This is a genomic window from Brucella pecoris (assembly GCF_006376675.1).
In the GTDB taxonomy this organism is placed as follows: domain Bacteria; phylum Pseudomonadota; class Alphaproteobacteria; order Rhizobiales; family Rhizobiaceae; genus Brucella; species Brucella pecoris.
Map to the genome: position 1 here is coordinate 246,620 of NZ_VEWK01000006.1, position 25,298 is coordinate 271,917.

The window sequence follows — 25,298 nt, forward strand, 5'->3', positions numbered from 1 at the left end:
GTCCTCCCAGACAGATGGCAGATGAGCTTCAATCACCATTGGCGCGATAGTCCGCACGATTGATGCCATGGCGCTGCATCTTATCGTAAAAGGTCTTTCGCGGAATACCGAGCGCGTCGATTGTTTCCTGAACATTGCCATTATTGGCGGCGAGCGTTTCGCGGATAAGAGTTTCTTCGTAGCGTTCGAGCCGTTTTGGAAGGGGCTCTTGATCGCTGGCCACTGGCTGCGGGGATTGGGCTGGTTTTGCAACGCCAAGTGCCACACGGTCGGCGAAATGCGCCAGTTCGCGGACATTCCCCGGCCAGTTGTGGTTCGTTAGATGGCGGTGTATGGCGGTATCGATTGCTGGCACATCCCGACTAAAGCGCTTTGCAGCCCGCGTCAAAAAATGTGCGAAAAGCAATGGAATATCGTCCCGTCTTTCTCTAAGCGGAGGGATGGAAAGGGTGACGACGTTCAGCCGGTAATACAGATCCTCACGGAAATCACCTCTCTGTACGGGGTCGCCAAGATCGATTTTTGCTGCCGCGACGACGCGCAGATCCACCGGACGAACCTCATTCGTACCGAGCGGAGTAATTTCCCGCATTTCAAGGACACGTAAGAGTTTAACCTGCGTCGTAGCGGGCATGCTTTCAATTTCATCCAGAAACAGCGTGCCGCCGCTTGCATGTTCGATACGCCCCAGCCGCTTTTTCTGAGCCCCAGTGAACGCGCCTGCCTCATGACCGAACAATTCGGTTTCAATCACCGTTTCCGGCAGGGCTCCGCAGTTGAGCGCCACAAAATTGCCTTTGCGGCGACGGCTCCAATCGTGCAGCAACTGTGCGACGACTTCCTTGCCGCTACCAGTTTCACCAGCCACGAGCACATCGACATCCGTGTCGGCGATATCGCGCAAAGTTCTGCGCAGGTTTTCCATCGCGGGTGTCTGGCCAATCAGCGGTAGATCGCCTTCTACATTATCGGCGGCTTCGCGCAGTGCGCGGTTTTCAAGGATCAGTTGGCGCTTTTCCCATGCGCGGCGGATGCTGTGCACGAGCCTGTCGGCCGCAAACGGCTTGGCGATGAAATCATATGCGCCGTCCTGAATGGCCCGCACGGCCATCGGAATATCACCGTGGCCGGTAATCAGGATCACGGGCAGATCTGGATCAATCGCTTTGATCCGTGCAAAGAACTGGAGACCATCGATCTGCGGCATGCGGACATCTGTAACGACCACGCCGTCATAATCGGAGGTAACGCTGTTCAAGGCATCGAAGGCGTTTGGAAAATCAGCAACATCGAAACCGGCAAGTTCAAGCGTTTGACGGGTGGCGCGGCGTAGTGCCTTGTCGTCATCTACGAGAATGACCGAGGGGGATTTATCCATCATGCTTTTCTCAGTTCTATGCGGAACGATGTGCCTATGACGCTGCTTTCGGCGGATATGGTCCCGCCATAGTCGGTGACGATCTCCTTGACGATCACAAGACCAAGGCCAAGACCTTTTTCTTTCGATGTATTGAAGGGAGAAAACAGATTGTCGCGAATATGTTGCGGTATGCCCGATCCATTGTCGGAAACCGTTATGATGACCTTACCGTTATTTTCATGAGTACGAACTTCTACTCGTCCATCATTCTTTTCCAAATCAATGGCTTCTAGTGCATTTTGAAACAAGTTTATGAAAACCTGTTCAAGCCTGATCGAATGACCGATGACACGCAGTTCGGACGGTGGCAACGCTATATCCAGTTGATCCATCCGCCCGGAGAAACGGCTCCGCAACAATACGAGTGCGCCTGAAATGACCTGACGGAGCGAAGTTGGTTCGGAGGGTGAGCGTCCTTTTCTCGCGAGCGCTTTCAGATCGCTGGTGATTGTGCCGATACGATCTGTCAGTGCGGCGATTTCGCTGAGATTTTCAGCGGCATCTGAAAGGCGCTTCCGTTCGATGAAAGTTTTAGCGTTATCTGCATAGGCACGAATGGTTGCAACGGGTTGATTGATTTCATGTGCCACGCCCGCCGCCACTTGCCCCATAATGGCAAGCCGGTTGGCATGAACGAGATCCTGCTGCACACCTTGCAGCGTTGTTTCGGTGCGGTGGTGGTCGCTGATCTCGGCTTGTAGTCTGTCGCGTGCCAGACTGAGATCGCGGGTACGCTCTTCAACTCGTTCTTCCAGTTCTGCCTGCGTACGCCGGGCATCGGCAATGCGTGCCACGATCTTTTGTCTGCGTCTTAGAAGAAGTCCGCCGACCATTGCCGCTGCAGCCAATACGATGAAAGCGAACAATCGGGCCTCGCGGATAGCCGCTGGAATTTGCGGGCGAATTGGCGCTAGACTGTACATCTGCCAGGGGGTGGACGGTACTATCGAACGGATAGCAAGAAAATCGGTGTTGCGAGCATTACCGGGTAACAAGGCATCAATAAGCATAACATCATCGCCATCACTTGATTTCACCGACAGAGGCAGGGGGCTCAGGGAAGCATCACCGAACTGAAGGCTGTCACGGATGGACCGGAGCTGTTCCTGGCCGATTGAACCAATGGTCATGAAACGCCAGGAAGGCAGGCTTGTAATCAGAACGATATTGCGCTCATCCGTCACAAAGGTTGGTCGCCCGGCATTGTTCCAGTCACTCTCCAATCGATCGAATTCCAGCTTGACGACGATCACACCGAGCGGGCCGCCCGGACCATCGATACGGCGGGATATATATAGACCGGGACGGTTGCTGACATTGCCGAGCGCGAAATATTCAGCGGCGCCATTCTTCAATGCATCGTGGAAATAGGGGCGAAACTTGTAATCGTTGCCGACAAAGCTGACTGGCCCGCGCCAATTGCTTGCAGCAATGGCAATGCCATCCATGCCCACGAGATAGATGACGGCTGCTTGCGTACCTTCAGCCAGCGTCTCTAGTTTCTCGTTCAACGGATTGATTGTTGCAGGCGTTTTGTCCCGTAGCGCCGCTTCCAGCGCCTTGTCCTTTGATAGCACCAGAGGAAGTGCCCGTTGCTTGTCGAGAACGGCGCGCAATAACGCGGTATTCAGGTTGGCATCGATCCTTGCCTGTTCGCTCAATGTCAGGACGGCTTTGTCTCGCGCCATATCGCCGACAATCCAGAAAGCAAGCGCGAAAACTGCAGCCCAAAACAATCCGAACAACGCCCATGTGCGGCGGTTGGAACTTGCTGGGTGGGCTTGGATGCCCATTGTTGATGAGGTCGAGTTCATTATTGGCATTGTGCAATATTTCACACAAATCGGAAATGAAATTGTGCGGATAATCGCACTTTTGTTACGTTTCTGTCCGAATAAATGGCACTAAATCTAATAAAACAATTAGTTAATAAGCAGCCAGCAAACTGGCACGGACATTGCAATCAACACTATTAGCAGCGGCTCATACCGCTGAAGTGTGAGGCTGAAAGGCTCGGGAGGCTGGACAAGTTCCATGCTGGGCCAAACGGAGGATATCATGATTGCAGTACCGACAGGTGCGGTCGCCGAGCCGCGCGGCCCAATCCCCTTTTACAAGCATCTTTATGTACAGGTATTGGTAGCTATTGCTGCCGGTATTCTGCTCGGCCATTTCTATCCTGAATTGGGCACACAACTGAAACCGCTTGGCGATGCATTCATCAAACTTGTGAAGATGATTATTGCGCCCGTTATTTTCCTGACCGTTGCAACTGGCATTGCCGGAATGACCGACATGAAGAAGGTCGGTCGGGTTGCCGGTAAGGCAATGATCTATTTTCTGACATTCTCGACGCTCGCCTTGATCATCGGGCTTATCGTCGCCAATGTGGTGCAGCCAGGTGCCGGAATGCATATCGACCCGGCTTCGCTTGATCCGAAAGCCGTTGCCAATTACGCTGCCAAGGCACATGAACAGAGCATTACCGGCTTTCTGAGCAATATCATTCCAACAACAATTGTTGGAGCGTTTGCCGAAGGCGATATTCTTCAGGTGCTGTTTTTCTCGGTCCTGTTCGGTATCGCGCTGGCCTTGGTCGGTGACAAGGGCAAGCCTGTTACCGACTTTCTTCATGTCCTGACCGCACCTGTATTCAAACTGGTAGCGATCCTCATGAAAGCTGCTCCGATCGGTGCTTTCGGTGCCATGGCGTTCACCATCGGTAAGTACGGCATTGGTTCGATTGCCAATCTCGCGCTGCTGATCGGCACATTCTATCTTACGTCATTGCTATTCGTGCTTGTCGTTCTTGGGGCGGTTGCTCGCTACAATGGCTTCTCGATCCTTGCACTCATCCGCTACATCAAGGAAGAGCTGCTTCTGGTTCTGGGTACGTCATCTTCGGAAGCTGCACTCCCCGCACTGATGGATAAGATGGAGAAGGCAGGCTGCAAGCGTTCAGTCGTCGGCCTGGTCATTCCAACCGGTTACTCGTTCAATCTCGATGGTACAAACATCTACATGACGCTGGCAGCACTGTTCATTGCGCAGGCGACGGATATTCCATTGTCGCTGAGTGACCAGATTCTGCTTCTACTGGTGGCGATGCTTAGCTCCAAGGGTGCCGCAGGCATTACCGGTGCAGGTTTCATCACGCTTGCAGCAACGCTGTCTGTCGTTCCGTCTGTCCCGGTTGCGGGCATGGCCTTGATCCTCGGTATCGACCGCTTCATGTCGGAATGCCGTGCACTGACCAATCTTGTTGGCAACGCGGTTGCAACCATCGTTGTGGCTCGTTGGGAAAACGAACTCGATACTGGTAAGCTTGCTGCCGCGATGAACGGAGCGCCTGTTATCACAGACCTTGTTCCACAGATGGAACCTGCCGAATAAACTGCCACTGGCTTGAACAACAAAACGGCCCGCTTCTGGCGGGCCGTTTCATATTCAGCGGTCGACCGGCTTGCCCTGTGTTATCAACCGGGCACTGTGCTGTCCGGAAATATAGGTCCAGAGCCAGCTCCAGGCCACGGCTGCACGGCTTCGCGTTCCGATGAGGAAGAAGATATGCGCGATACCCCAGAACCACCAGGCGATGATCCCCTTGAGTTTGAAGCGCCCCATATCGACCACAGCAGCGCCTCTGCCTATGGTCGCAAGGTTGCCCTGGTGCTTGTAACGGAACGGCATCGGCGGCGTCTTTCCTTCGATGCGGCTTCCAATGACTTTGGCAACATAGGCACCTTGCTGTTTGGCGGCGGGCGCGATGCCAGGAACCGGCTTGCCGTCTGGTCCTTCGACCCATGCAGTATCACCGATGACGAAGATATCATCATGTCCCGGTACATTGAGGTTGGATAGCACTTTTACGCGTCCTGCGCGGTCGCTTTCCGCATTCAACCATGTCGCCGCAGGAGATGCGGCAACGCCTGCGGCCCAGATTGCAGTTCGGCAAGGAATAAACTCTTCGCCGACCGTAACGCCTTCGGTTGCGATGTCCTTGACCGGAATTCCGAGCCGTACCTCCACACCCAGTTTTTCGAGCGCTTTCAACGCATAATTCGATAAATCTTCAGGAAATGCCGCCAGAATGCGTGGACCTGCTTCAAGCAACATCACGCGTGTCTGCCGCGTGTCGATATTGCGAAACTCCGGCCAAATCGTCTGTTTGGCAAGCTCTGCGATAATGCCGGCAAGTTCCACACCAGTCGGGCCACCACCTACGATGGCGAATGTCAACAGCGCCCGCCTTTTTGCTTCATCTGTTTCCCGCTCCGCCCGTTCGAAGGCTAGAAGCAGCCGACGGCGAATGGTGGTTGCATCCTCAAGCGCCTTCAATCCGGGTGCTAGCGCTTCCCATTGATCGTTGCCGAAATAGGCATGGCGCGCTCCGGTCGCGAGTACGAGCATATCATATGAAATTTCAGTGCCGTTTTCGAGCTGTACCTGACGACGATCAGTATTCACATCGGTGACTGTGCCTAGCAACGTAGTCACCTCCTTCCGATCTTTAAACAGATGCCGGATCGGCCATGCGATTTCGGACGTAGCGAGAATGGTTGTCGCGACCTGATATAGAAGCGGTTGAAAAAGATGATGATTGCGCTGGTCTATCAGTGTAATCCGCACATTGACCTTTCGAAGGTCGTGGATCAGTTGCAATCCGCCAAAACCAGCGCCGACGACAACGATATGGGGTTCGCGCTTTTCGTTCATTACTTTCCGCCTGCTTTCAATATTCCATATGTAGCCAGCCGGTTCGTCGTGAACAGGGGGCATTTGACATAGTTTATGTCTGTACCCGGCATTTCTGGGCCATCCATCTCAAATTTATCACTTTCAAGTTTTTATCAAAGGTCGTCGTAAAGAGATTGCCTTCATCCTCAAATAGAATGGTTCTAGAGGGCGATCTCAACTTTTTAACTTATGTTTGCGCGGTCGTGATTTCTTTTTACATTTGTGTTTTCGACCTCTTGTCTTTGGCATTTCCGCTCTAGCTAATCTTTGGTTGTTATCGGAGCTTGGAGGGACGGATGCATTGGCTTCAGGCAATATTTCAGCAGGCACCCGAAATAGCTTTATTCCTCTCCTTGGCTGGGGGGTATGCTATCGGCAAGATACACTTCGGCAAGTTCCAATTGGGAGGAGTTGCCGGGTCACTGCTTGTCGCGGTGATAATCAGTCAGGTAGGTGTCCAGATCGACAATGGGGTGAAGGCTTTGCTTTTCGCCCTTTTTATTTATGCGGTCGGTTTCGAAAGCGGCCCACAATTCTTCCGTTCGCTTGGGCGGCAGTCGCTGCGCGAGATCGCAATGGCTGCGGTGCTTGCGATCAGCGGTCTGGCAACGGTTGTAATCATGGCGCGCATATTCGGCTTGGACAAGGGGCTCGCGGCAGGTATCGCCGCTGGCGGGCTAACACAATCGGCGATTATCGGAACGGCAAGCTCGGCCATTTCGAAACTTGGACTTGCCGCTGACGAAGTGCAGCGATTACAGGCCAATGTCGCGGTCGGATACGCCGTAACTTATATTTTCGGTTCCTTCGGTGCGATCATCGTCTGCGTCAACTTGCTGCCGAAATTCATGGGGCGCACTATTCGTGACGATGCCATCAAAGCCGAAGCTGAACTATTGGCCGGAATAAGAGTATTGGGGCAGGGCGAAAGTGAAGCTGCTCCCGACTTGGTAGGACGCATCTACAAGGTAGAGCAGGCTGCCGGAAAGACTGTGGCTCAGATTGAGGCGATGACCTCAGTTGAAAACGCCATAACCATAGAACGTGTCAAACGCGCCAACAAGATTATCGGTCTTGCGCCCAATCTGACACTGGAGCGTGACGATATTGTTCTCGTGGCCGGTCGGCGTGCGGGGGTCGTTGCATCCGGCAATCAGATCGGCACGGAACTGCAAGCCTCGGAAGGCATGGATGTCGTTGTGCAGATCCGTGATGTCACGATCACCTCACCGGATTATGTCGGTAAGACCGTAGCTGCGATCAAGGACAGTATAAGTTCCGAGCTACGCCACGGCGTCTACGTTACCGGTGTAAAACGGGCGGATAAGCCTTTGCCGTTGCAACCGGATACGGTCATCAATGCTGGCGATGTCGTTTCACTATACGGCACCGATCAGGATCTGCAGCGTGCTGCGAAGTCTATAGGTCCGGTGATTGTTCCAAGCGACAAGACCGATTTCGTGTTTCATGGGCTAGGCATTGCTTTAGGTCTCTTGATTGGTCTGGCTGTCGTGCGCATCGGCTCAATACCGCTAACGCTTGGTAGCGGTGGTGGTGCGCTTCTGTCGGGCCTGCTCTTTGGCTGGTATCGCAGTCGCAACATGACTATCGGCAATATGCCGACCGGAGCCTCAACATTGCTGCGTGATCTCGGCCTAGCGGGATTTGTAGCGGTTGTCGGTCTCCAGTCAGGTTTGCAGGCCGTTCAGACAATCATCAGCAGCGGTCTCACCATTTTCCTGATCGGTGTGGTCGTAACGATCCTTCCGCTAATCATCACGATGTTCTTTGGTCGTTATGTGCTGAAATACGACAACGTGGCGATATTTGCCGGTGCTCTTTCCGGTTCTCGCAGCGCTAATCCTGCCTTCGGCGAAGTGCTGGACAAGGCAGGCAATTCCATTCCTACCACCCCGTTCGCAATCACCTATGCGCTCGCAAATGTCTTCCTGACATTGCTCGGGCCCTTGGTGGTGGCTTTTTCCTGAGGAGTAGATCATGGCGAAGAATGACTACAGTAAGTACGCGAAGCTTAGCCCATTCGAACTCAAGGACGCACTCATCAACCTTGCTTCGAGCAAGGCAAATCATACCATGCTGAATGCCGGTCGCGGTAATCCGAACTTTCTCGCGACGCTGCCACGCCGGGCGTTTCTGCGACTGGGCCTTTTTGCGGTCGCGGAAGCCGAACTCTCCTATTCGTACATTTCGACTGGGCTGGGCGGGCTTCCTAAGATCGAAGGCATCGAGGGGCGTTTTCAGCGTTTCATCTCTGACAATGATGATCAGCCTGGGGTGAAATTCCTTGGTCGTTCCTTGTCATATGTGCGTGACCAGCTTGGTCTTTCCCCTTCGGAATATCTGCACGAAATGGTGGAAGGTATCCTTGGCTGTAACTATCCGGTTCCGCCGCGCATGCTGAAGATCAGCGAGGAGATCGTGAAGCATTATCTCGTGCGAGAGATGATCGGCGGTTACATGAGTTCCGACAATATCGATCTGTTTGCAGTCGAAGGCGGAACGGCCGCTATGACCTATATTTTCGACTCGCTCAAACAGAACAAGATTCTCGATGAAGGCGATACGGTTGCCATCGGTATGCCGGCTTTTACGCCTTACATTGAAATTCCGGAACTCAACAATTACAAGCTGAAAGAAGTACACATCAATGCCGATCCGCATCAGGGCTGGCAGTACCCGGAAGCGGAACTCAACAAACTACTCGATAAGTCGGTCAAGGTCTTCTTCCTGATCAACCCGAGCAATCCGCCCTCGGTCAAAGTGGATCAACGCGGTCTTGAGCAGATTGCCCGGATCGTCAAGGAAAAGCGGCCCGACCTTATTATCCTGACGGATGATGTGTACGGAACTTTTGCCGACAACTTCAAATCGATTTTCGCGATCTGCCCGTACAATACGATGCTTGTCTATTCGTTCTCGAAGTATTTCGGGGCGACAGGCTGGCGGCTGGGCGCTATCGCCATGCAGAAGGAAAATGTTCTGGATGCGAAGCTGAAAGATCTGTCTTCTTCAGCCAAGAAAGAGTTGGATGGACGTTACTCGTCACTGGTTCCAGATGTCTCGAAGCTGAAGTTTATCGATCGCCTGGTCGCCGACAGCCGTACTGTTGCGCTCAATCATACGGCTGGGCTTTCGACCCCTCAGCAGGTTCAAATGGTTCTGTTCTCGCTTTTCGGCCTCATGGACGAAAAGGATGCTTACAAAGCCGAACTGAAGAAGCTGATCCGTAATCGCGAGGCGGCTCTCTATCGCGAGCTGGGCTTACCGCCACAGTCCGACGAAAACGAAGTCGATTACTATACGTTGCTTGATCTGGAAGACATCGTGCGACGTTTGTATGGCGACGATTTCGCGGCGTGGGTGAAGAAGAACATTTCCCCCACCGAACTTCTCTTTCGCATCGCGGACGAGACCGGGATCGTTCTGCTGCCGGGTACCGGTTTCGGCACCTTACAGCCTGCCGGGCGTGCTTCGCTGGCGAACCTCAATGAATATGAATATGCGGCAATCGGGCGTGCGCTCCGGCGTATGGCTGAAGAGGTCTACAGCAAGGAATACACACCCAAAAAGAAAGAAAAATAATCAGTCAAGCGAGGGGCGCAAACAGCGCCCCTTCTGCTATCAGACCGAGGATAGTACCAGTAGGTCGCGTCGAACTTCGTCGCCGTTGCCACTTGCGAGCCGGTTCTCGATCTCCGCATGCGTGGATTTCCATATGGGGACGGCTGCGGCAAGCGCGGCTCTACCCTCCGGTGTCAATTGCAGCAATCGCTCCCGCCTGTCGTTCGGGTTTACGACGATCTCCACCCAGCCCTGTCGCTGCAATGGCTTTAAGGCTGCTGTCAAAGTCGTCTGATCCATGGCCAGGAGTTCGGCAACCGGCTTCATCGGCGGTGGTGTCGGGCGATTAAGCGACATCATCAGTGAGAACTGCCCATTGGTCAGCCCGAAAGGACGTAGGGCATCGTCAAAACGTCGGGCGAGAGCGCGTGCGGCACGCTGAACGTGCAAACAAAGGCAGGTGTCCCGAACCAGAAGTGTTGTTTCAAAAGGTACATCGAGGCTATTTGACATGCACTATTAATATTGATATCAATGTAAATCGTCAAGCGGGAACATTGTTATCTGGGCATGGATACGGGGCAAAAGCCGGAGGAGGGCTTGCACCATGAATGAGGTCGTATCCCGAGAAGTCTGGCTCGAGGCGCGGCGCGCGCTTCTGGCAAGGGAGAAAGAAGCCACCCATCTGCGCGACAAGGTCAATCGTGAGCGGCAGGCTCTGCCGTGGGTGAAGGTTGATAAGGACTATACATTCGATACGCCTTCGGGACGGAAAACACTTTCTGACCTGTTCGAGGGACGCAGCCAGTTGCTGATCTATCATTTCATGTTTGGACCCGACTGGGATCAAGGTTGCACAGGATGTTCGTTCCTGGCCGATAATCTTGATGGCGCGGTAACACATCTCAACAATCACGACGTCACGCTTGCCGCCGTTTCGCGCGGACCGCTGGCAAAGCTGGAAGCTTACAAGAAGCGGATGGGCTGGCATTTTCCATGGGTTTCGTCCGGAGGCAGCGACTTCAATTTCGATTACCACGTCTCCTTTACGAAGGATGAACTCGAGAACAATCGTGTTTTCTACAACTTCGAAAAGCTGGCCGCAGAAGATGCTTTCGATGAACTGCCAGGCATGAGCGCTTTCTACAAAGACGAAAGTGGTGCGATCTATCACACTTATTCAAGCTATGCCCGCGGGATCGAAGAATGGATCGGCACACTGATGATCCTAGACCGCGCCCCGAAGGGCCGCAATGAAAATAGCACGATGCATTTCGTCAAGCGGCACGATGAATATGAGGCGCAGGCTTCCAAACATAGCTGCTGCGGCTGATCGTTCGAACGCGAAACAAAATCCAAGGGAGTACATTCAATGAAAAACGGTTCTTCTCCGTTCGTCTGGTACGAACTTATGACGACAGACGCTGATAACGCGCAGGACTTTTATACGAAAGTTGTCGGCTGGACAGCGAGAGATGCCGGGGTTCCCGGCATGAAATATACGCTGTTCGAAGTGCCCGGATGCATGATCGCAGGCATGATGTCGATGGCGGATATGCCAAAAGAGGATTGTGGAGGCGAACCCGGCTGGATCGGTTATGTCGGTGTGACAAATGCCGATGAATATTCCCGGAAAGTCGAGGCAGAAGGCGGCAAGGTTCTAAGGGCCGCACAGGATATCCCGGACATTGGACGGTTCGCGATTGTTTCGGACCCACAAGGTGGCGTCTTTGCACTCTTTGAGCCGAAGGACGACATGCCGCCACCGGCTGACTTCGGTTCGCGCAAACCGGGACATCCGGGCTGGCACGAACTATACGCCCAGAATTGCGAGACGGTATTTCCCTTCTACGAGAAAGTATTTGGCTGGAAGCTCTCACGCGACTTCGACATGGGGCCTATGGGAAACTACAAGGTGTTTAGTGTCGATGGCGCTGATCACGGCGGCATCATGACCGCACCTCCCGGTACTCGTGTAGGTTGGGGATTCTACTTCATGGTTGATGGCGTCAAAGATGCTGCCAGCAAGGTCAAGTCTCTGGGTGGAGCGGTTTTGCAAGAGCCGATGGAAGTGCCGAATGGCGAATGGGTTGTTCAATGCAAGGACCCGCAAGGCGTGAACATCTCGCTTGTAGCGCCGAAACCGTAGGATAGATTGCGCTGCGCGATTGACTGCCGATACATTTGCGACGATTGGATGGAACATCGAAACGTATCGGCGGAAGATTGATCATGCACGACAGAAGGATGCGTCAGTCTCAACGGGCTGGAACTGTGTTCGCCGCAGATGTTGGCGGATCCTTCATCCGGCTGGCGCGTTCGACACATTCAGGAAGTATCGAGCTTCTTGAAAAACTGCCGACATCAGCAAACAGTTGGGACGAATTCGGGGGCGCATTGGAAACAGCGCTTCGTATTCATGCATCGGATGACGAAGGGCCACTTGCGCTTTCCATTGCCGGATTGGTTGATCCGGATACAAGTACCGCTTTCTCTGCGAATATCCCTTGCATCACCGATCACCGGCTAAGCTTTGAACTCGGTGAGCGATTGCAGCGACAGGTGATCGCCGCCAATGATGCCGATTGTCTGGCCCTGGCCGAGGCAATCGAAGGTGCTGGAAAAGGGCATGAGATTGTCTTCTGCACAGTGTTGGGTACTGGCGTTGGCGGCGGGCTTGTCGTCGATGGCCGGTTGGTTCGCGGTAAAGGCGGCTTGACCGGCGAATGGGGGCACGGCCCGATCCTCAACACCTGTGTAGAAATCGACGGAAAAACTGTGCTGGTCCCACGCTTCAGTTGTGGTTGCGGGCAAAGTGGTTGTGTCGATACGATTGGTGGCGCACGCGGGATCGAGAGACTACACCAGTTTCTGAATGGTATTGAAGCGAATAGCCATAGAGTCCTGCAGGAATGGCTGGAAGGTCGTCAGGAGGCAAGACGGACAATTGCCGCCTATCTTCAACTGGTGGCCGATCCGCTCGCCGCAGTCGTCAACATAACCGGTACGTCGATCATTCCGGTAGGCGGCGGACTTGCTACCGCTTCGGAGTTGGTTTCGGCGCTTGACACGGCGGTGAGAGCCAGAATTCTGCGAAAAACTGACAGGCCGTTAGTCGTTCCGGGTATATTCGGCAGCGATGGCGGTTTGGTGGGGGCAGCGATATTGGGGCATCAGACGTGAGTGTGTTACTTGAAGTCTGCGTGGATAGCGCTGAAGGGTTGCGGTTGGCAATCGAAGGCGGTGCAGATCGCATAGAACTCTGTTCGGCGCTTGAACTGGGTGGATTGACACCCTCGCAGGCATTGATGGAGCTTGCCTCGAAAGCACCGATCCCGGTTTACGCAATGATCAGACCACGCGCGGGCAACTTCCGCTTTTCGACTGAAGATGAGACCGTAATGGTGTCCGACATAGGCAACGCCAGAAGTGCTGGTTTGACTGGTGTCGTTGTCGGCGCTTCGCTGAATGATGGTTCACTGGATGTTACTATGTTGGAAAGACTGCTTGCGGAGGCAAAAGGTCTTGGAACGACGCTTCACCGCGCTTTCGATCTGGTTCCGGATATGACGGTTGCATTGCAGCAGTCAATTGCACTTGGTTGCGAGCGCATCCTGACGTCCGGCCTGTCACAAACCGCGGAAGAGGGGCTGGATAATTTGCAGCGGCTGACTGGAATTGCTCGCGGGCGCATCAGCATCATGCCCGGCAGCGGCGTCAACGCCGAGAATGTGGGTCGAATAGTGGACGCCACTGGCGCAATAGAAGTTCATGCTTCGTGCCGCGTCCCGCTCGAAGAGAAGGATTCTCGCGCTATCGCCCTCGGTTTTGCTGCCGAACAATCATTTCGGACGTCGGCCCAGCGCGTAAGCGCTTTGAAAGCCGCAATCGACGGCATTTAAAAAGGGCGTCTATTCCAAATTCAGGGTGTCTGTGAGTGTAAAATTCGCGAACCGTTTGGTTCGCGAAGCTGAAATTTCTCATACACTTTAAGGTGACACTTAATCCCTATTGCGACTCCCAAAGAGTTTGAGTAGAAGTATCGGCACATCAAGAGTTGGGGAGACGCCCAACGCCAACCTGCCTCTCCGGGCAAGGTGGTACTCTCTGCAAAGAGAGGATGTGGCCAAACCGGCAAATATACGGAAAAAGCCACTCGCGTCATCTCCAGCATAAACTAGGGACCGACGCGACATGCCGATTAAAATTCCTGATGATCTGCCAGCAACCAGTGTTCTCCAGGCCGAGGGCGTTATGGTCATGCGCGAAGCAGATGCCGTTCGTCAGGATATTCGTCCGCTGAAGATCGGCCTGCTCAACCTGATGCCCAACAAGGTTACCACCGAGACGCAGATTGCCCGCCTTCTCGGAGCAACCCCGCTGCAGGTGGAGCTGACCCTTGTTCGTATCACCAACCATGTGGCACGCCATACGCCTGCCGATCACATGCTATCCTTTTATCAGCCGTGGGAAGAGGTACAGGACCAGCGATTTGACGGCTTTGTCATCACAGGGGCTCCGGTCGAACGTCTCGAATTTGAGGAAGTTACCTATTGGGACGAAATGCAGCGTGTCTTCAACTGGACGCAGACCCATGTACACCGGACTCTCAATATATGCTGGGCCGCGCAAGCCGCTGTTCATCATTTCCATGGTATGGGCAAGTACGAACTGCCGGGTAAGGCGTCAGGCGTCTATAGCCAGCGCAACCTTGCACCGTCATCGCCCTACCTTCGCGGGTTTTCGGATGATTTCAAAATACCGGTTTCGCGCTGGACTGAAGTGCGCAAAAGCGACATTCCGGCCAATAGCGATCTGAAAGTGCTAGTCGATAGTCCAGAGACGGGGCTTTGCCTGCTTGATGACCCCCGTCATCGTTCGCTACACATGTTCAATCACGTGGAATATGACACCACATCGCTTGCGGATGAGTATTTCCGTGACATTCAGGTTCAGCCTGAAACGAAGGTTCCGGCGAATTATTTCCCCGGTGACGACGCGACGCGCCAGCCGGAAAATCGCTGGCGCAGCCACGCGCATCTTCTTTTCGGCAACTGGATCAACGAGATGTATCAATCGACGTCCTACGACCTCGAAAATATCGGGAAGTGTTGAGAGCGCACAACAGCGAAAGCGCGACCAGAAAACACCCGATCCAGGGCAGGGCTTGCAGGGACAAGCGTTGCAGTGCAAGGCCACCCGTCGCGGTGCCAAGCGCGACGCCTATATGCATGGCCGACAGATTGATCCCGATACCGGCATCTGCGGTTACTGGATCGGTTGTGATGAGAAAGCTCTGAACGACGGGCGATATCATCCAACTGATGCAGGCCCAGATCATCAGCACCGCGCCGAAAATAATGCTGGATCCGGTCGTGAGCGGTATCGCCGCCAGGGCCGTCAGATAGAAAAGTGGCGTCAGCACGAGAGCCAGCCGCGGTGACAGTTTGTCAACAAGCAACCCTCCCAGATATCCTCCGGTCATTCCAGCTACACCGAAGGCCACCATTGCCCAGATAACGTTTTGGGAAGAGATGTGCACTGCTTCCAGAAGGTAAGGCGAGAGATAGGCGAATAATACGAAATGACCGCCGATCATCAGGATCGAAACAAGTTGCGCTGACACCAGCCCGAATGATTTCAGATGAGGTTTGTAGGGCGGCATACCGCCCAGACTGCGTCCGGCTTGGGACAGTGAACCTGATGATAGAAGCAGAGCCAAAGCTGCCATCAATGCCAGACAGAAGAATACTGCGCGCCAGCCCAGCCAATCGTTGACGATCATTCCTGCTGGAACGCCTGCCACCATCGATCCGCTGATACCCATGAATATGATTCCGATGGCGCGTCCGCGCATCGCAGGGCTGACCAGTTCCGTCGCCAGCATTGTGGCAATCAGACAGACGACTGCGCTTGCAGCAGCCATGCACATACGAGCGGCAAACAGGATGAGATAGTTGGGGCTGATGCATGCGATGATATTGCTTGCGATGAAAACGGTCAGTGCACTGATCAGAATATTTTTTCGCTCAAACCGCGCCGTGAGGATGAGTGCCAGTGGTGCAGTAAGAGCAAAGGTAATCGAGAAAACAGAAGTCAGTTGCCCGGCGGCACTGACTGAAACATTCAAACCGGGGGCGAGGCCCGGAAGAATGCCAACGATGATATTCTCCGCAGTGCCAGTAACGAAGGTTGCCAGCGCCAGCACGAATAGCCGAACGTCCATACTTGCCATTCCCTTTCATGGTAACACCATGCGGGCAGCAAATGGCCCGGCATGGCGATGTTGCATGCCGGGTTTCGAGGCAAAGCTTCGGTTATCCCTGATATGACCTCATAACACTCAAACTGGCCGGTGGCCAGTTTCGCAAGTGATTAGAGCGCATTCCGAAAAGTGCGAAACGGTTTTCGGATAAGATGCGCGTAAAAACAAAGAATTAGAGCATTTTCAATGATTCAATTTAAACCGGAAATGCTCTAGCTGGCGGCACGCGCCAGCCATCTGTGCCAATCGTCTTCGGAGCCGTGGAAGACATTCAGGTCGATTTTTTCGTTCACGCCCTGTGACAGCCCTGATCCTGAATACTGCCAGAAGGTCCACGGGCGACCCGGATAGACCTTGGATGGATGCTGGGCGACGGCACGCAACCAGAATGGATAATTGGTGAAGGCGCCTTTCAGATTGTCATCGTAAAAATCCGGTGCGGTATAGATAATTGGCCGCTTGCCGTAATGCTGCTCCAGCCTGTCCATGAAGACCTGCATTTTTTCCCGCACCTGCGCCGGAGAAGGCCGTCTCTTGCAAGAGGAATCGCCGTTCCATTCGACATCGATGACAGGTGGAAGCGCGTCGGCTTCCTTCGGAACGTTGCGGATGAACCAGTCAGCCTGCTGGCTTGCTACGCGACACCAGTAGAAGAAATGGTATGCGCCGCGCTTGATACCCGCCGCTTTCGCCCCGCGCCAGTTCTCGCGGAACTTGGGATCAAGATGGTCACCGCCATCGGTTGCCTTGATATAGGCGAAGTTTGCCCCTTGCGTGCGCAATTTTACCCAGTCGATATTGCCCTGCCAACGAGATACGTCCACGCCATGCACTGCCAGCTTGCGCGGAGAAGAGCGTCCGAAATTGATCGGTTTCGCATCACGGAAACGATGACTGTAGATTTTCGACCGTTCTTGCGGTGTAAGGCGCGCTGGCGGATAGGCTGCGACTTCGGGCTTTGGAACCGAGATGCGCGCCTGTGGTCGCTCTTGTAGCTGTGGCTGAGGCGTGATGGGCGCGGGTGGTTCCGCCTTGAACGGGCCCGCATCAGGTATGGGGCCAGCCCAGGCCAAAACTTCTTCCTGCTGGGATGCAGGCATTGGCTGCGGTGCGCTTGCCATTTCGCTCAAGGGAGCGGGTGGGACCGGGCGAGCCACCGAACTCGTGGTCTCAGCCGAGGTCTTCGACTGGAGCATGATGCTGTCGATACCAGAACTTGACGTACAGCCCGTCAAAGCGGCGCAGGCAAGGGCAATGACTGATACAACCGAAGAACGCATGAGCACCCGTAACGCAAAACAAGTGGGCTGCAACGCTCCTTCCGAGCTAATTGCTAATCAAAGCTTACTGGGAAATGCTGAATCCAAAGTTTACGAAATTGCTAATGCACAATCTCTAATTCGATTGTTCGAGAATTTTCATCAGTGCTGTTGCAGAATTCTCCAGCGCGGTTTCATCAAATCCTGAAAACCCGAGGATAAGCCCTTGGCGTGGCGTCAGTTTCGTATAGAGCGTTGATAGTGGATGAACATCGATACCAGCCTCTGCGAGAATATCTGCAAGATGTGTATCGCTTTGTCCTTCTGGCAAGGCCAGCAACAAGGATAGCCCCGCAGGAGGAGCCTCAATCCGGAACAGTTTTGGCTCTCCAGGCGCAAGTGCTGCGATCAGCTTGCGACGGCGCGATGCGTGTGTGCGGCGCATGCGCCTGATATGCTGGGCAAAGGCTCCCGTTTCAATAAAACTTGCCAATGCTGGCTGGGCCAATGGCGATGGCGCGGGGAACAGGCTGTGTCGCAGCGCCCTGAAACGATCGGTCATATGCGATGGTATAATCAGAAACCCCAGTCGCAAGAGTGGTGAGAAGACTTTGGAGAAGCTTCCGATATAGAGGATGCGTTCCGGATCAAGCGACATGAGGGATGGCAGGGGCTGACCTACATAACGGTGCTCGCTGTCATAGTCGTCCTCAATGATGATCGCGTCGCGTTCTCTGGCCCAGGCGATAAGCTCAAGCCGACGGCCAAGGGTCATCGTTACGCCCGTTGGATGATGACGAGCGGGGGTAACGAAAGCGGCGCGTGCATCAGTGGCCTTTTCCCGCGCAACGGAAACATCCAGACCACTACCGTCAACCGGGACTGGGATAATGTCGAGACCATTGACGCCGAGAATCTTGCGCGCAGGCGGATAGCCTGGTTCTTCCATCCATAGCTTATCGCCGGGTACAAATAGAGCTTCCCTGATGAGAGCTAAGGCGTCCGCGCTGCCGCCGGTGATAATGATCTGTTCCGGGGATACGACCATGCCGCGCCATTCGTGCAAATGACGGGCCAGCGATGATCGCAAGGGATGAAAGCCGAACACGTCCTCACTGTTCAATAGATCATAGGAAGGCGCGCGCCAGATTCGCCCGAGCAGTTTGCCCCACTGATCATGCGGAAAATGATCGCTATCAAATACGCCCAGCCGAAAGGGTTTGGGTTCCTCTCGATGAAAACGCTGGGGCGTTGTTGCTCGGTGCGCAGGCTGCTGGTTGACCGTTAGACTGGTGTCTGGAAGTTCTGCCGCGACATGGGTGCCGGAGCCTTGCCTTCCCTCCAGATAGCCTTCGGAAATCAACTGGTCGAATGCGGCCAGAACGGTAGTACGGGAGAGGCCCAGCTCCAGTGACAAGGCGCGCGTGGACGGCAATCTCGCATCAGGCTTCAGCCGCCCGGCCAGGACCGCCTGCCTGATCTGCTCGACCAACTGGGTGGTAAGCGGGATATCGCTGGCACGATCAATCCCTAACTCTGGAAGGGTGTTGGAAATTGGCATTATTATATTCGTTCAAAGTGGCTATTCTCTCAAAGCCACTATGGCGCCAATCTGGCCGAACATAAAGGAGAAATATCGGCCATGACGACAGTCCCTTCCGAACGCAGCCGCGTAAAACGCATGCATGAACGCGGTGCCTACGACGCAGCCACGGTGCACGCAATCATCGATGCTCAACCGCTGGCGCACGTGGCGTATGTGTTCAACGGAACGCCTTATGTCACACCGACGCTGGTCTGGCGGGAAGGCAATTTCATTTACTGGCACGGATCATCCGCCAGCCGTATGCTGGAAAGCTGCAACGAAACTGAAGTTTGTGTGAGCTTTACGCTGCTTGATGGGTTGGTTCTCGCCCGCTCGGCATTCCATCATTCCTGCAATTATCGCTCGGTCATGGCTTTCGGAACAGCGCGCAGGGTGACGGATGCTGCAACGAAAGAACATCACTTGCGCAGTTTCGTGAACGGTTTGCTACCAGGACGTTGGGAAGGGCTGCGCCCGATGATGGCCAAGGAACTGAAGGCCACTATGCTTCTGGAACTGGAACTGAACGAGGCCTCGGCAAAGGTTCGTTCGGGTCCGCCGAAGGATGACGATGCCGACTATACCCTGCCGATATGGGCAGGCGTCATTCCGATGACCACCCAGATGGGTGCGCCGATGGATGACGGTCGTATTCTGCCGGGCGTCGCCGCGCCGGATGCAATCATGCAATTCGGTTATGTGGCGGAAGCGGCGGAATAAGCCGCCGATTGCTCAAGCGGGTCCGAGAAAGATATGCGTCTCGGACTTCGCAATCCCGTCCATGGCGCGGATTCCGGTTACCAGCCGGTGAAACTCATTCATGTTGGGGACTTCAATCTCGGCGATCAGGTCCCATGTTCCATTCGTGGTGTTTACAGCCGAAAAGCCGGGGTTTTTACGCAACGTCGCGATCGCGCTTTTGATATTTCGTCCGGTCAGTTCGATCATCATGATACCGCGGATCATGTCGGTGGAGCCATGATCTTTCAGCCTCACGGTAAAGCCTGCAATGACGCCCGATGCGATCAGACGTTCCATCCGACTATGTATCGTGCCGCGCGCTACGCCCAGAATGCTGGCAAGCGTCGGGATGGACGCGCGCGCATTGATGCGCAGTTCCGAGATTAATCGTTGATCCAGATCATCCATCACTACACCACTGTTCTGACGATTTCGTCAGTTTGATTGCGTTTATCGCAAATTGCTGAACATTTCTATGCCGAAATGGCGTTTTCGTTGATCCTTTGCTCCGTTAGCGTGCTTGAAAACAAACAAGCCGGATAAGCAGCTACGCAACCGGCAAGGGGAATTTCGGAGGTGGGTCGATGGAGCTTTTCTTTCTCCCGCTCCTGGGTAACCAGGACGCGATGATCTTGCCTGTTCCGAATCAGTTTTCCCGAGAAATTTGTCGCCGCCTGTCGGGCGTCGACGATTTGGAAAGATGCGTCCTGTCAGGCGCTCGGAACGGGCATCGCCCGTGATCGCGTTACGGTCACCTAGGAGAAAAATGAAATGAAAAACCTTTTGTCTTCGCTTATTGCCGCTGGCGTCGGCGCGCTGATGATGCTTGCGCCCGCTCATGCGGATGACCTCGAAAAGGTCAAGCAGAGCGGTGAATTGCGTATCGGCATGAGCGGTGTTTTTCCGCCGTTCAGCTTTGTTGACGGCCAGAACCAGGTTGTCGGCTTCGACGTCGATATCGGAACCGAAATTGCCAAGCGCCTCGATGTGAAGCCCGTTGTCGTAACTACGGCTTTCGACGGTATCATTGCCGGACTGCGCGCAGGCAAATTCGATGTCGTCGTGGGCAGCATGAGCATCACGCCGGAACGTGAAAAGGCCGTCGATTTCGCAGGCCCATACTATCGCGGTGGCCGTGGCATCTTCGTGACGGAAGCTTCGCCAGTCAAGTCCATGGACGAGCTGAAGCAGGGCAAGACCATTGCCGTTACGCTTGGCGAAACCAGTGACAAGTGGGCGCGCGAGCAGGGCGGCTGGACCGTTCGTACCTACAAGGGCATTCCTGAACTGCTGCTTGAGCTTCGTTCGGGACGCGTGGACGCGATTGCATCGGACGACATTCCGATCCTGATTGCCATCAAGGAGAGCGGTGAGAAGGTTCGCCAGCTCGAAACGCCGGAACTTAAGGGCACCGACAATGTCGGGATTGCTCTGCGCAAGGGGAACCCTGAGCTGAAGGATGCGATCAACAAGGCTCTCGATGACATGAAAGCTGACGGTACCTACGAGAAAATCTCAACCAAGTGGGTCGGCCGAGACATCCGCTAACCGTATGAAACCCCTTGCCGGGACGACTGCTAAACAAGCGTCCCGGCAACTTGGCTTTCCGACTTGGTTTTCCAGACAGGAAAGGGGAGATAATGAATTTCTCTTTGATGGCGGAGGTCTTTCCATACTTCCTGGAGGCCGCCCTGGTTACCGTCGAAATATCGGCGCTTGCCATTCTCATCGGTTTGAGCGTCGGTGCTCTTGCCACAGCCGCGAAACTGTCGCGCTTCTGGCCGCTGCGTTTCATCGGAACAGCTTATGTCAGCGTGTTTCGCGGCACACCATGCCTGCTGCAGCTTTTTGTTCTCTATTTCGGTGGGCCGCAGATTGGCATTAATCTTGAACCGTTCGCAGCAGGTGCTATCGGTCTTGGTCTCAATATCGGCGCTTATTACGCCGAAGCCATGCGGGGCGCCATTCTGACGGTCGATGTCGGTCAGAGGGAGGCTGCCCGTTCCATCGGCTTCGGCAGCGGACAGTCGATGCGCTTTGTGGTGTTGCCTCAGGCAGCACGGCTGATGATACGCTCGCTGGGCGTCAACACCATCATGCTGATCAAGGGATCGGCTCTGGTTTCAGCGATTTCCGTGGTCGAATTGACCTATACGGCCCAACGCTTCATCGGCTCGACCTACCGCCCGTTTGAAATCTTCGGCATCGCCGCGGCCATCTACATGGTTCTCATCTACATCGTTGCACGCTTCGTCGATTTCCTCGAAGCCCGCTACGCACTCAAATAGGCGGTGATCCCATGCAACTCGATTTTTCCATCGTCCCGCCCTATACCGAACTTCTGATGACGGGCATCTGGTGGACGCTCATCATCGCTGTATCCTCGTCCATCGTCAGCTTCTTCGGCGGCATCGCATTCGCCCTGCTCGTGCTCTATGGCAACTGGCTGGTGCGTTATCCTGTTCGTTTTTTCATCTGGCTTTTCATGGGTACCCCGCTGCTTCTGCAGTTGTTCCTGCTCTATTACGGTCTCTCGCAGATCGGCATCAACATCCCGGCTGTATGGACGGGTATCATCGGCCTTGGCTTGCATTTCGCGGTCTATAATTCTGATATATTCCGCACCGCTATCCAGACTGTCGATCCGGGGCAGAATGAAGGCGCACGATCTCTTGGCTTCGGCAGCGGCCAGACACTGCGCTACATCATCGTGCCGCAGGCCGTCCGCAACGCGCTGCCACAGGTGGGCAACAACCTCATCGCCCTGCTGAAGGATACGGCACTCGTGTCAGTGATCGGCATTACCGAGCTCGTGCATGCATCGCAACAGGCGATCAGCGAGACCTACAGCCCGTTTGAATTCTACATCACTGCCGCAGTGATCTTCTACGTACTCAATCTCATCCTGGAAGCCGGATTGCACTGGATGGAAAAGAAAGTCGAGGCTTACCGATGAGCAACAGTAACCCCATGGTGGAAGTGCGGGACGTCCACAAGTCTTATGGTGCACTCGAAGTCCTCAAAGGTATCGACCTGTCTGTCGAGCGCGGCCAGATCATCGCGATCATCGGTCCGTCCGGTTCCGGTAAAAGCACTTTGCTGCGCTCTATCAACCATTTGGAAACGGTCAATTCAGGCCAAATCCTACTGGACGGCGTTCAGGTCAACCAGTCGTTGAGCGGACGCGCTTTCGAGCGGCACATCAATGCGGTGCGCCAGCAGATGGGCATGGTTTTCCAGCACTTCAATCTGTTTCCGCATCTCAATGTCATGGAAAACATCACGCTCGGCCCAATCAAACTTAAGGGCAAGAGCAGGCAGGAAGCACAGGAACTGGCCGTTTCACTTTTGAAGAAGGTTGGCCTTGCTGACAAGGCTTCAATGTATCCGTCGCGCCTGTCGGGCGGTCAGAAACAGCGCGTGGCTATCGCTCGTGCGCTTGCCATGCAGCCGAAAGTCATGCTGTTCGACGAAGCGACCTCCGCGCTCGACCCGGAATTGGTCGAGGAGGTCAACCAGGTCATGAAGCAGCTTGCACAGGAGCACATGACCATGCTGATTGTGACCCACGAAATGCGCTTTGCCGCTGAAGTCTCCGACAAGGTGCTCTTCATGGACAAGGGCGTTGTGGTCGAGGAGGGCAAGCCGGACGTGATCTTCAGCAATCCGGAAAATGAACGAACGAGAGCGTTCCTCAAGAAACATCTCAACCAGTAAGTCGACGTTTAGAGCATAATCCGACCGGAGTGAAACGAGGATCGATAAGATTATGCTTGAAATAGAAGAAGTTAGAGCGCCGATCTGATCATATCAGATCGAAACGCGCTCTAAACCAGTTTTGAGAACCCGTCTGTGCCTTCTACAAGGCACGGAGACGGGGAATTATTAAGCGAGGAAAGACCGTGGCATCCCCAAAAGAATGGAACCCGACGGAACGGGTGCGAGAACTCTCCTATCGCATGGTACGATGGCCGAGCGAGACCGGAACGCCTGACGAGGCATCCTTCGGTCCGAAGCTTGCCGAGCTTCTGCGTGAGATTCCTTATTTCCAGAAGAATCCTGACGACATTGCCGTCATCGACAGTCACGGTTCGCCTATGACCAAGAATGTCATCGCGGTCGTTCGCGGTATCGGGCGGCGAACCCTGGCGCTGGCCGGACATTTCGATGTGGTGGAAACGGGCAATTATCGCGATTTGAAGCATCTGGCTTTCGAACCGGACGCCTTGCTGGAAGCTCTTCTGGCAGATCTTACGAGCCGCCCGCTTGCACCGAACGAAGAAAAGGCGCTCGCTGACTTCCAGAGCGGAAACTACATCCCAGGACGCGGCATGCTCGACATGAAGAGCGGCGTAGCAGCGGGTATCGCCACACTGGAATATTTCTCGCAACAGCCTGATCGCGAAGGCAATCTGATCCTGTTCGCGACCCCTGACGAAGAACGCGGTTCGCGGGGAATGCGCAGCCTGCGCGACGCCTTGCCTGAGCTTGCCGAACGATGGGGCCTCGATATTGTCGCTGGTATCAATCTGGATGCAACGAGCGATCAAGGTGACGGTGTGGAAGGCCGCGCCATTTATCGTGGCACAATCGGCAAGCAGCTTCCCTTTGCTTTCGTCGTTGGGCAGCCGTCACATGCGAGCTATCCGTTCGAAGGTGTCAGCGCGCACCTCATCGCATCCGAAATTATGCGGGCAGTGGAAGCCAATGCAACCCTCTGCGACACGGCGGAGGGCGAAGTTTCGCCGCCTCCGATCTGCTTGGAGGCGCGGGATTTCCGTGGCGGCTATGAAGTGACCACACCGGAACGAACATGGATTGCCTTCAACTGGCTGACCCATTCCGTTTCGCCCGACGCGTTGTTCCAGCGGTTCAAGGCGGTTGTCGGCGAGGCGTTGGATCGCGCGATTACTCACTTCAATGTCGAAGCGGAGCGGTTTGCAAAGCTCGTCGGCAGTGAAGCCGACGTAAATCACAAGGGACGAATTCTAACTACGGCTGAGCTGCGCGAGGAGGTCCGGCGTATCGGTGGCGATGCGGCGCTGGAACGGCTTGCCGTGATGGAGGCCGAACTTTCGAGTAGCGACAACCCACTCCTCATGACGCGGGAACTCGTCAATTGCATGGTCGCTGAGGCCCGTATCACAGGCCCAACGGTCGTTATAGGCTTCGGAAGTCTCGTCTATCCGCATGTTCGCATGGGATCTGAAACGGTTGAAGAACAGCGTTTTGCAGATTCTTTGGAAAAGGCGCGTGTGGATGCAGAACATCAGTTTAATACGACGATCCGGTATCGGGAAATCTTTGCCGGTATTTCGGATATGAGCTTCTTCGGTCACATCCCGGACGCGACAGATAGTGAAATCATTGCGGCCAACACACCGGCGGCTCAGTTTATTGATCGTGCCAATTCGAAAGCACTTTCCTATCCGGTGGTGAATATCGGCCCATGGGGCCGCGAATATCACCAACGGCTGGAGCGGGTCTATGCACCCTATGCCTTTACGGTTCTGCCGCAATTTCTTTACGGCATCGCCACCCGCTTCCTGAAGCCCTAGCAGTCCGCAAGTAGCGCTTTATTGTCCCTCACATTACCTGATTGACGGTTATAGCGATCATGTGAAGGACGTCGTCAGCGGAGCAGCCGCGGGAGAGGTCGTTTGCGGGTTTTGCGAGGCCCTGGAGCACGGGGCCGATGGCCTGTGCTCC

Annotated in this window: 23 protein-coding genes and 1 riboswitch; of the genes, 14 read left to right on the forward strand and 9 right to left on the reverse strand. The window is 54.5% G+C overall.

From position 1 onward, the window contains the following. Positions 1-28 precede the first annotated feature (28 nt). Positions 29-1,378, reverse strand: coding sequence for a sigma-54-dependent transcriptional regulator (locus FIB18_RS13545; RefSeq protein WP_140021247.1), 1,350 nt, complete (start codon positions 1,376-1,378; stop codon positions 29-31). Beyond that, the gene (locus FIB18_RS13550) at positions 1,378-3,213 is read right to left on the reverse strand and encodes a sensor histidine kinase (protein WP_140021248.1); all 1,836 of its coding nucleotides are present in this window, start codon (positions 3,211-3,213) and stop codon (positions 1,378-1,380) included. The genes FIB18_RS13545 and FIB18_RS13550 overlap by 1 nt, the downstream gene beginning before the upstream one ends. Before the next feature lie 265 nt (positions 3,214-3,478). On the opposite strand from FIB18_RS13550, the gene FIB18_RS13555 reads away from it, so the two are divergent. Further along, the gene (locus FIB18_RS13555; RefSeq protein ID WP_140021216.1) at positions 3,479-4,813 is read left to right on the forward strand and encodes a dicarboxylate/amino acid:cation symporter; all 1,335 of its coding nucleotides are present in this window, start codon (positions 3,479-3,481) and stop codon (positions 4,811-4,813) included. 54 nt (positions 4,814-4,867) lie between these two features. On the opposite strand, the gene FIB18_RS13560 is transcribed toward FIB18_RS13555, so the two are convergent. Next, positions 4,868-6,136: an NAD(P)/FAD-dependent oxidoreductase gene (locus tag FIB18_RS13560; protein WP_140021217.1), complete on the reverse strand. Its 1,269-nt coding sequence runs from the start codon at positions 6,134-6,136 to the stop codon at positions 4,868-4,870. A 317-nt stretch (positions 6,137-6,453) separates the two neighbouring features. On the opposite strand from FIB18_RS13560, the gene aspT reads away from it, so the two are divergent. Together aspT and FIB18_RS13570 are read left to right on the forward strand one after the other, a co-directional pair. Continuing rightward, entirely contained in the window at positions 6,454-8,145 is a 1,692-nt protein-coding gene (gene aspT / locus FIB18_RS13565) for an aspartate-alanine antiporter (protein WP_140021218.1), read from the forward strand. 10 nt (positions 8,146-8,155) lie between these two features. Next, positions 8,156-9,760, forward strand: a complete 1,605-nt coding sequence (locus tag FIB18_RS13570) for a bifunctional aspartate transaminase/aspartate 4-decarboxylase (RefSeq protein WP_140021219.1) — start codon at positions 8,156-8,158, stop codon at positions 9,758-9,760. A gap of 39 nt (positions 9,761-9,799) precedes the next feature. Here the strand turns inward: FIB18_RS13570 and FIB18_RS13575 are convergent, their stop codons facing one another. Continuing rightward, positions 9,800-10,252, reverse strand: coding sequence for a MarR family winged helix-turn-helix transcriptional regulator (locus FIB18_RS13575; protein WP_140021220.1), 453 nt, complete (start codon positions 10,250-10,252; stop codon positions 9,800-9,802). A 94-nt stretch (positions 10,253-10,346) separates the two neighbouring features. On the opposite strand from FIB18_RS13575, the gene FIB18_RS13580 reads away from it, so the two are divergent. The 5 genes from FIB18_RS13580 to FIB18_RS13600 all read left to right on the forward strand — a co-directional run bounded on the left by FIB18_RS13580 (position 10,347) and on the right by FIB18_RS13600 (position 14,854). Next, positions 10,347-11,072, forward strand: a complete 726-nt coding sequence (locus FIB18_RS13580; RefSeq protein ID WP_140021221.1) for a DUF899 domain-containing protein — start codon at positions 10,347-10,349, stop codon at positions 11,070-11,072. Positions 11,073-11,111: 39 nt separating this feature from the next. Then, complete coding sequence (locus FIB18_RS13585) at positions 11,112-11,888, forward strand: VOC family protein (RefSeq protein ID WP_140021222.1); 777 nt, start codon at positions 11,112-11,114, stop codon at positions 11,886-11,888. 83 nt (positions 11,889-11,971) lie between these two features. After that, positions 11,972-12,922 carry an ROK family protein gene (locus FIB18_RS13590; RefSeq protein ID WP_140021223.1) on the forward strand — a complete coding sequence of 317 codons (951 nt, stop codon included), beginning with the start codon at positions 11,972-11,974 and terminating at the stop codon, positions 12,920-12,922. Continuing rightward, the gene (locus FIB18_RS13595) at positions 12,919-13,641 is read left to right on the forward strand and encodes a copper homeostasis protein CutC (protein ID WP_140021224.1); all 723 of its coding nucleotides are present in this window, start codon (positions 12,919-12,921) and stop codon (positions 13,639-13,641) included. Before FIB18_RS13590 ends, FIB18_RS13595 begins: the two co-directional genes overlap by 4 nt. Before the next feature lie 140 nt (positions 13,642-13,781). Next, a riboswitch (SAM-I-IV-variant riboswitch) is annotated at positions 13,782-13,891 on the forward strand. Positions 13,892-13,933: 42 nt separating this feature from the next. Continuing rightward, the gene (locus FIB18_RS13600) at positions 13,934-14,854 is read left to right on the forward strand and encodes a homoserine O-succinyltransferase (RefSeq protein ID WP_140021225.1); all 921 of its coding nucleotides are present in this window, start codon (positions 13,934-13,936) and stop codon (positions 14,852-14,854) included. On the opposite strand, the gene FIB18_RS13605 is transcribed toward FIB18_RS13600, so the two are convergent. The 3 genes from FIB18_RS13605 to pdxR form a co-directional block, all read right to left on the reverse strand. Then, complete coding sequence (locus FIB18_RS13605; RefSeq protein ID WP_140021226.1) at positions 14,799-15,965, reverse strand: MFS transporter; 1,167 nt, start codon at positions 15,963-15,965, stop codon at positions 14,799-14,801. The two genes, FIB18_RS13600 and FIB18_RS13605, sit on opposite strands and share 56 nt — an antisense overlap. Positions 15,966-16,216: 251 nt before the next feature. Then, positions 16,217-17,284: a glycoside hydrolase family 25 protein gene (locus FIB18_RS13610; RefSeq protein ID WP_140021227.1), complete on the reverse strand. Its 1,068-nt coding sequence runs from the start codon at positions 17,282-17,284 to the stop codon at positions 16,217-16,219. Positions 17,285-17,399: 115 nt separating this feature from the next. Further along, entirely contained in the window at positions 17,400-18,824 is a 1,425-nt protein-coding gene (gene pdxR, locus FIB18_RS13615) for a MocR-like pyridoxine biosynthesis transcription factor PdxR (RefSeq protein ID WP_140021228.1), read from the reverse strand. A gap of 81 nt (positions 18,825-18,905) precedes the next feature. Here pdxR and FIB18_RS13620 point away from each other — a divergent pair, with 81 nt between their 5' ends. Further along, positions 18,906-19,568, forward strand: coding sequence for a pyridoxamine 5'-phosphate oxidase family protein (locus FIB18_RS13620; RefSeq protein ID WP_140021229.1), 663 nt, complete (start codon positions 18,906-18,908; stop codon positions 19,566-19,568). A 12-nt stretch (positions 19,569-19,580) separates the two neighbouring features. On the opposite strand, the gene FIB18_RS13625 is transcribed toward FIB18_RS13620, so the two are convergent. Next, on the reverse strand, positions 19,581-19,997 hold the full coding sequence (locus FIB18_RS13625) for an Lrp/AsnC family transcriptional regulator (RefSeq protein WP_140021230.1): 417 nt from the start codon (positions 19,995-19,997) through the stop codon (positions 19,581-19,583). Positions 19,998-20,360: 363 nt separating this feature from the next. Between FIB18_RS13625 and FIB18_RS13630 the strand changes: the two genes are divergently transcribed. The 5 genes from FIB18_RS13630 to FIB18_RS13650 all read left to right on the forward strand — a co-directional run bounded on the left by FIB18_RS13630 (position 20,361) and on the right by FIB18_RS13650 (position 25,147). After that, positions 20,361-21,137 (forward strand): transporter substrate-binding domain-containing protein, encoded by a 777-nt coding sequence (locus tag FIB18_RS13630; RefSeq protein WP_140021231.1) that lies wholly within the window; start codon positions 20,361-20,363, stop codon positions 21,135-21,137. A 92-nt stretch (positions 21,138-21,229) separates the two neighbouring features. Continuing rightward, positions 21,230-21,877, forward strand: a complete 648-nt coding sequence (locus FIB18_RS13635) for an amino acid ABC transporter permease (protein WP_140021232.1) — start codon at positions 21,230-21,232, stop codon at positions 21,875-21,877. Between the two features lie 11 nt (positions 21,878-21,888). After that, positions 21,889-22,545 (forward strand): amino acid ABC transporter permease, encoded by a 657-nt coding sequence (locus tag FIB18_RS13640; RefSeq protein WP_140021233.1) that lies wholly within the window; start codon positions 21,889-21,891, stop codon positions 22,543-22,545. Continuing rightward, positions 22,542-23,306 carry an amino acid ABC transporter ATP-binding protein gene (locus FIB18_RS13645; RefSeq protein ID WP_140021234.1) on the forward strand — a complete coding sequence of 255 codons (765 nt, stop codon included), beginning with the start codon at positions 22,542-22,544 and terminating at the stop codon, positions 23,304-23,306. Before FIB18_RS13640 ends, FIB18_RS13645 begins: the two co-directional genes overlap by 4 nt. Positions 23,307-23,548: 242 nt before the next feature. Beyond that, positions 23,549-25,147: a M20/M25/M40 family metallo-hydrolase gene (locus tag FIB18_RS13650; RefSeq protein ID WP_140021249.1), complete on the forward strand. Its 1,599-nt coding sequence runs from the start codon at positions 23,549-23,551 to the stop codon at positions 25,145-25,147. Positions 25,148-25,175: 28 nt separating this feature from the next. On the opposite strand, the gene FIB18_RS13655 is transcribed toward FIB18_RS13650, so the two are convergent. After that, on the reverse strand, positions 25,176-25,298 hold a 123-nt coding region (locus FIB18_RS13655), incomplete at its 5' end, for a phosphate acyltransferase (RefSeq protein ID WP_268898999.1).

Coding starts and splice junctions, on each gene's coding strand:
- FIB18_RS13635 (WP_140021232.1), top strand. CDS start 21,230: ATGAATTTCTCTTTGATGGCGGAGGTCTTTCCATACTTCCTGGAGGCC.
- FIB18_RS13605 (WP_140021226.1), bottom strand. CDS start 15,965: ATGGACGTTCGGCTATTCGTGCTGGCGCTGGCAACCTTCGTTACTGGC.
- FIB18_RS13575 (WP_140021220.1), bottom strand. CDS start 10,252: ATGTCAAATAGCCTCGATGTACCTTTTGAAACAACACTTCTGGTTCGG.
- FIB18_RS13630 (WP_140021231.1), top strand. CDS start 20,361: ATGAAAAACCTTTTGTCTTCGCTTATTGCCGCTGGCGTCGGCGCGCTG.
- FIB18_RS13550 (WP_140021248.1), bottom strand. CDS start 3,213: ATGGGCATCCAAGCCCACCCAGCAAGTTCCAACCGCCGCACATGGGCG.
- pdxR (WP_140021228.1), bottom strand. CDS start 18,824: ATGCCAATTTCCAACACCCTTCCAGAGTTAGGGATTGATCGTGCCAGC.
- FIB18_RS13545 (WP_140021247.1), bottom strand. CDS start 1,378: ATGGATAAATCCCCCTCGGTCATTCTCGTAGATGACGACAAGGCACTA.
- FIB18_RS13625 (WP_140021230.1), bottom strand. CDS start 19,997: ATGGATGATCTGGATCAACGATTAATCTCGGAACTGCGCATCAATGCG.
- FIB18_RS13645 (WP_140021234.1), top strand. CDS start 22,542: ATGAGCAACAGTAACCCCATGGTGGAAGTGCGGGACGTCCACAAGTCT.
- FIB18_RS13610 (WP_140021227.1), bottom strand. CDS start 17,284: ATGCGTTCTTCGGTTGTATCAGTCATTGCCCTTGCCTGCGCCGCTTTG.
- FIB18_RS13570 (WP_140021219.1), top strand. CDS start 8,156: ATGGCGAAGAATGACTACAGTAAGTACGCGAAGCTTAGCCCATTCGAA.
- FIB18_RS13650 (WP_140021249.1), top strand. CDS start 23,549: ATGGTACGATGGCCGAGCGAGACCGGAACGCCTGACGAGGCATCCTTC.
- FIB18_RS13555 (WP_140021216.1), top strand. CDS start 3,479: ATGATTGCAGTACCGACAGGTGCGGTCGCCGAGCCGCGCGGCCCAATC.
- aspT (WP_140021218.1), top strand. CDS start 6,454: ATGCATTGGCTTCAGGCAATATTTCAGCAGGCACCCGAAATAGCTTTA.
- FIB18_RS13585 (WP_140021222.1), top strand. CDS start 11,112: ATGAAAAACGGTTCTTCTCCGTTCGTCTGGTACGAACTTATGACGACA.
- FIB18_RS13590 (WP_140021223.1), top strand. CDS start 11,972: ATGCACGACAGAAGGATGCGTCAGTCTCAACGGGCTGGAACTGTGTTC.
- FIB18_RS13560 (WP_140021217.1), bottom strand. CDS start 6,136: ATGAACGAAAAGCGCGAACCCCATATCGTTGTCGTCGGCGCTGGTTTT.
- FIB18_RS13620 (WP_140021229.1), top strand. CDS start 18,906: ATGACGACAGTCCCTTCCGAACGCAGCCGCGTAAAACGCATGCATGAA.
- FIB18_RS13640 (WP_140021233.1), top strand. CDS start 21,889: ATGCAACTCGATTTTTCCATCGTCCCGCCCTATACCGAACTTCTGATG.
- FIB18_RS13600 (WP_140021225.1), top strand. CDS start 13,934: ATGCCGATTAAAATTCCTGATGATCTGCCAGCAACCAGTGTTCTCCAG.
- FIB18_RS13580 (WP_140021221.1), top strand. CDS start 10,347: ATGAATGAGGTCGTATCCCGAGAAGTCTGGCTCGAGGCGCGGCGCGCG.